Below are 4,788 nucleotides of genomic sequence, written 5' to 3'. Positions count from 1 at the left end.
TCATGGTGTGGGCGTTTTGATTAAGCGTTAGAACTAAATCATGCCAGAAATGGGCGCCCACTCCCACCTTTTCGCTTGCGCTGCCAAGCAATTTTCATCCGTTCCGCTAGTTTTGCAAGAGGCTCAAAGGAAACGATTCGTATGGCAAGGGCTACGCATGATCCAGGAAGTGCGCGAATCTAGCGTGAGTAGTTATGTTTACAGTCCGGAAGCAGAATATACGCCATTGGCTCGTCTTGACGTTTCAATTATCGCAGCTGATGTCATCGAAAACGCCAAGAATTCAACGCGTGTTTATCATTTCCACACGGATCTTGTTGGCGCGCCGCTCGAAGTAACCGATGAAGCTGGGGAACTCGCCTGGGCAGGAAAATACCGCGCCTGGGGTAAGGTCGAAGGAGGCGAGGACCAAGCACTGCTGGCTCGCATCGAGCAGCCCTTGCGCCTCCCCGGTCAATACGAAGATGAAAGTACCGGTTTACATTACAATACTTTTAGATTTTATGATCCGGATATCGGTCGATTTATCAGTCAGGATCCAATTGGTCTCGACGGTGGGGCGAATCTATATGCATATACGCCGAACCCAACAGGCTGGATGGATCCGTGGGGGTGGTGCGCCACGGCATTGGGAAAAAATATGGAGGCTGCAGGCATCCACAGGCCTGCCAACACAACACCACATCATATCGGCGGAGATACGTCGATTAGATCACTTCCTGCACGCAATATTCTTAAAGCTCATGGAATTCATCATGATGATGCGTTAAATGGAGTGTTCTTGCCAAATCGATTCAATACTGATCTTTCGATTCCAGGGATTCTTCATAACGGACGACATCCGGACAAATACATCGATGCGGTCAACGATAGATTGAGAACGGCTAACGCTAGAGGAGGAAAACAAGCCGTTGAGATGGAACTGGGCCAACTTCGCCAGGAGCTGCTAAATGCTGTGAGAACTGCAAAATGGAGTACCGTAATATGAATTCAACAGGCATTTTTAAACTGCTTGGAGACTCGGACAAGTATCCTGGTTTTCTTCAAACTTACCTCACCAGTACCGAACAATGGAAGGAGGATATTGCATCGCGCTGTGCGGAACTTGGTGCCAAACCCTTTGGGCCGGACTACACTCAAATTCCTCTTGAGTTTGCAAATAGAAGGAAGAAGAAAAAAGCTGTCGGCGATTTTTCGTTTCGATTGGCGCCGTTCCTTGTCCTTAGCGAAACGGCAAGAAACGCCCTTAATGAATTTTTATTCCCTGTGGGAGAATTTCTTGAAGTGGACGCTCCAGTCGAAGGTTTTATAGGTTATCGAGTATTGTTACACATATATGACTGCGTAAACCTCGAGAAGTCTGATTACTCGCGGTATGATAACGGTAATATACTTGTACGCAAGCCAGTACTGTATGAGGAAAAAGTTGCAAATACACATATTTTTTCCATACCAGAGTCGCCAACAAGCGTTTTTGTCTCGCAGAAATTCAAAGATGCAGTCGAAAGCGCAAAGTTAACGGGATTTGACTTCACTACAGAGGTCCCATTGACCGGTATTGTGAACTCGCCATAGTAGGGGAGAGCACAGAAAACGGAAAAAATAACGTGACTATTCAGCCTCTGGGAGGGGTGTAAAAACCTATTTAAAATCAATGGGTTGCGGCCATCTGAAAACAGCTGAAAAACGCGAAAACCCGGCTTTTTTCATAAAAACTGAGTAAATCGCGCCTTTTTCAAGCGTGAAAATCACGTAACTCATTGATTTGTAAGGGCTGAATAGTTACAAAATAACACGCTAAGCGGATGCCGGTGGCCATTGCTGCGCCGTGTGCTTGACGCGCAGGATTTCAATTTTCTTGGTCAGCACCCGGTAGACCACGACATAGCTTTCGTGCGCCACCAGCTCGTGGGTGCCGCGCTTGCGCCCGATGTGGCCGAGGTTTGGATAAGCAGCGAGCGGCGTCACCTTTCCCTCGATGAGGTCAATCATTTTCCCGGCACTGGCCGGGCTGTCTTTCGCGATGTGCTGGCCGATCCTGATCAGATCGTTGATGGCTTGTTTTTTCCAGTGGATGACGTGCACGCGCTTCCCTTATGCCAGCTTGATCGCGGCGCGAACCTCGCGCATCGCCTCGTCATGCTGGATGGTCGGGCTGGTGTCGTCGATGGCCTCCTGCACCTCGGCCTTGAGCCATTTCGTGTAGGCGGCCGCTGCGTGCGCGTCCTTCATGGCGGCGGCGCGATCCGGGCGCTTGGCGGTGGTGGTGCTGTGCGGGTCGTAGTTCACGGCGTCCACGTCGAAGCGCGGGATGCCGACCCCTTTCAGGTATTCGACCAGCGTTTCGAGTTTGCGGAAGATCCGCACCTGGTGGCTGCGCTGCGCCGCCAGGGCGCGCTCGGTCATGCCATATTTGACCAGGATGGCCCAGCCGCCGGCTTGGCCGACCACGTGGGCGCTGCGCACGACGCCGGCTTCGGCCAGCTTGGTCAAATTGGTGTGGTCAATCGTTTCGATCGTCATGCTTTTCCCCTCTGTGTGCGGAACGTACAATAGTTGGATTATCCGCGAACAATAGAAGATTGCAAGTGCCGATTTTGTTGGCCGCGCCGGAAAATTGACATAAAGCTGCTTGCGCGAACATGGCGCGCACGGCGCGATGGCACGTACAGGGGGAAGCGGTAATGGCGGATGAATTTTTTCCTTTCTGGCCATGCACCCCGCCTGACCTCTCAATGCCGCTGCTCGCTCGTGGCGGGCTCGGCCGCTTCTGTCTACTCTGCTGCCATTCGTTCCGAATCGAATCGACAGTTTTGACACATGAATTCATCTTCTTGATAACAAAGCAGAAGACTTTCGTCGTCAATGATTCCTCCATGTACACAAGTGTCGTGACCGTCATCGTCCATGCCCATTACCCCCTCGCACGGCACAGCCTCGAGCAATGGTCGTACGCATTGATCGAAAACAAATCTTTGATTTTTTGTAACTGTTCAGCGCCTATGCAGTGGGCTTGATAGGATTGCCTGCGAATGCTCGCTGTAGCACTTCCAGCATGCCGTGGCCCTGCTTGCGCAGCGTATCAAGGCAGGAGCGAATGACGCAGAAATTGTCGGCGCCTTCGACGGTGCGGAAGCAGCCCGAAATCTTCTGTTTTACCTTGGGCATGCGCACGGCCCGTTCGGCCACGTTGTTGGTAAACGGTACGGCGTGATCTCGAATGAACAACAGGACGGCATCGGCATGTTTGCGGAAGCGCCGGAGCAGATTGCAGGCGACCGATTGCTTGGCGCGTCCGCTCTTCCAGATGGGAAGTTCGACCTCGGGATGCAGTTCTTCCCCTTCGTCGACGATAGCGTAATAAAGTGTCGTGAACGCAGCGATGTCGGTTTCGCTGAAGCGTTTTCCGGACTGCCGAGCAGCCCAACATAGCTGATTGGCGCTGAGCAGGAAATCCGTCATCGCCTGGGGCCACTGATGCCCCGTAAGCTCCTTCACGTACAGCAGTTCGCGCAGCAAATGCGCGTTGCACAAGGCATGTGTGGCATCGTCCAGTTTCCAGTACGGCGCCCAGCAGTCGTGCACCAGTACGCCCGAGCGATGGGGCAAGATGGCATGCGCGGTGATCGCCTCCATGTCACGCTTGGCGTGCATGCCGTACCAAGTGAGCGTGTCGTTGGCCGCGATATGAAGCCAGTGCAGTTGGCCAGCCACACGCAGGCCTGATTCGTCGGCATTGACCAGCGCGGCGTCGCGCAAATACTGCGCGATCAGATCTGCCGTGCCTTGCAATGCAAGGCGCGCTTCGCCTACCCAGGCCACCAGCGTGCCGGGTGATATAGCAAGACCATACACGTCACGAATCAGTTCGGCGGCGCGAGCAAACGGTAGCATCTGGCCCTGCGTGAGGTGGACCGCCAACGCGCGCACGTTGGGGCCGTATTGCACCGGCTCGGTCACGTTAGCCGGGAATGCGCTGCTGTGTAGTTGTCCACACTGGCAGCGCACGGATAGCGTGCGGTGTTCCACGATGTCGAACGCAGCGACAGGCATATCGAATACCTGACGGCGTTCCTGGACCACGGCATCGTACAGCGGCAAGGCATGCAGACAGTGGTTGCAGTGTTCGGGCAGCGGGTGATCGGTGTGGCTGGTCGGCTGCAAGGCCTGCTTGAGTGTGGTGCCCTTGCGGCCAGCTTGGCCGCCCGGCAGTTTGCCCGACGACTCGCGCAAGGAACTGGTCTTCTTCTTGGTCAGACCATCCAACGAAGGTGGCTTGCTGGAATTGTTGCTGTTCTTGTTGACCTTCGATTCGAGCGCCTCCAAGCGGGCCAGCAACGTCAGAATGAGGATGTCCTTCTGTTCGTGGGACAGGCCGGTCAGGTCGGGAAAAGGAGGTTTCGTTGCCATCCCAGCATGATGAACTTGATCGGAATTGTTTACAACAGATATCTTGCGTTCATAGGGACTGAACAGTCACAACTTCGGTACATAGTGCTTTCCCATATTCACCATTTCCTTGCTGGCCAAGCACAGCGCCTGGTTCTTTCAATGCCGATGCCAGCTCGTGGCTGGCGTCGGTCCTGCTGTAGGCGATATTCCTTGGCCGCTGGCTGAGGCATCAGAAGATCCATATCAGTTTGGGTAAGGCAGATGATCGTTAGAGCCTCTTGCAAAACTAGCGGAACGGATGAAAATTGCTTGGCAGCGCAAGCGAAAAGGTGGGAGTGGGCGCCCATTTCTGGCATGATTTAGTTCTAACGCTTAATCAAAACGCCCACACCATGA

General features: G+C 53.7%; 4 protein-coding genes and 1 pseudogene. 2 read left to right on the top strand and 3 right to left on the bottom strand.

Going from position 1 to position 4,788, the window contains the following annotated elements:
• Positions 1–121 precede the first annotated feature (121 nt).
• Together F1735_RS32515 and F1735_RS32510 are read left to right on the top strand one after the other, a co-directional pair.
• Positions 122–988: pseudogene (locus F1735_RS32515) on the top strand (RHS repeat-associated core domain-containing protein); the annotation flags it as partial.
• Positions 985–1,575 (top strand): imm11 family protein, encoded by a 591-nt coding sequence (locus tag F1735_RS32510; RefSeq protein WP_167241016.1) that lies wholly within the window; start codon positions 985–987, stop codon positions 1,573–1,575. The pseudogene F1735_RS32515 and the gene F1735_RS32510, both read left to right, overlap by 4 nt.
• A 222-nt stretch (positions 1,576–1,797) precedes the next feature.
• Here F1735_RS32510 and F1735_RS32505 read toward each other — a convergent pair whose 3' ends face one another.
• The 3 genes from F1735_RS32505 to tnpC form a co-directional block, all read right to left on the bottom strand.
• Positions 1,798–2,085 (bottom strand): type II toxin-antitoxin system RelE/ParE family toxin, encoded by a 288-nt coding sequence (locus F1735_RS32505; RefSeq protein ID WP_167241014.1) that lies wholly within the window; start codon positions 2,083–2,085, stop codon positions 1,798–1,800.
• 9 nt (positions 2,086–2,094) lie between these two features.
• Positions 2,095–2,523, bottom strand: coding sequence for an antitoxin PaaA2 family protein (locus tag F1735_RS32500; protein ID WP_167241012.1), 429 nt, complete (start codon positions 2,521–2,523; stop codon positions 2,095–2,097).
• Between the two features lie 477 nt (positions 2,524–3,000).
• On the bottom strand, positions 3,001–4,410 hold the full coding sequence (gene tnpC, locus F1735_RS32495) for an IS66 family transposase (protein WP_229506078.1): 1,410 nt from the start codon (positions 4,408–4,410) through the stop codon (positions 3,001–3,003).
• Between the last annotated feature and the right edge of the window lie 378 nt (positions 4,411–4,788).

Origin of the sequence: Massilia genomosp. 1, from assembly GCF_011682185.1 — a bacterium.
In the GTDB taxonomy this organism is placed as follows: Bacteria; Pseudomonadota; Gammaproteobacteria; order Burkholderiales; family Burkholderiaceae_D; genus Telluria_A; species Telluria_A rubra.
Note: the sequence above shows the minus strand (reverse complement) of the source record. Positions and strands in the feature narration are given on the sequence as shown.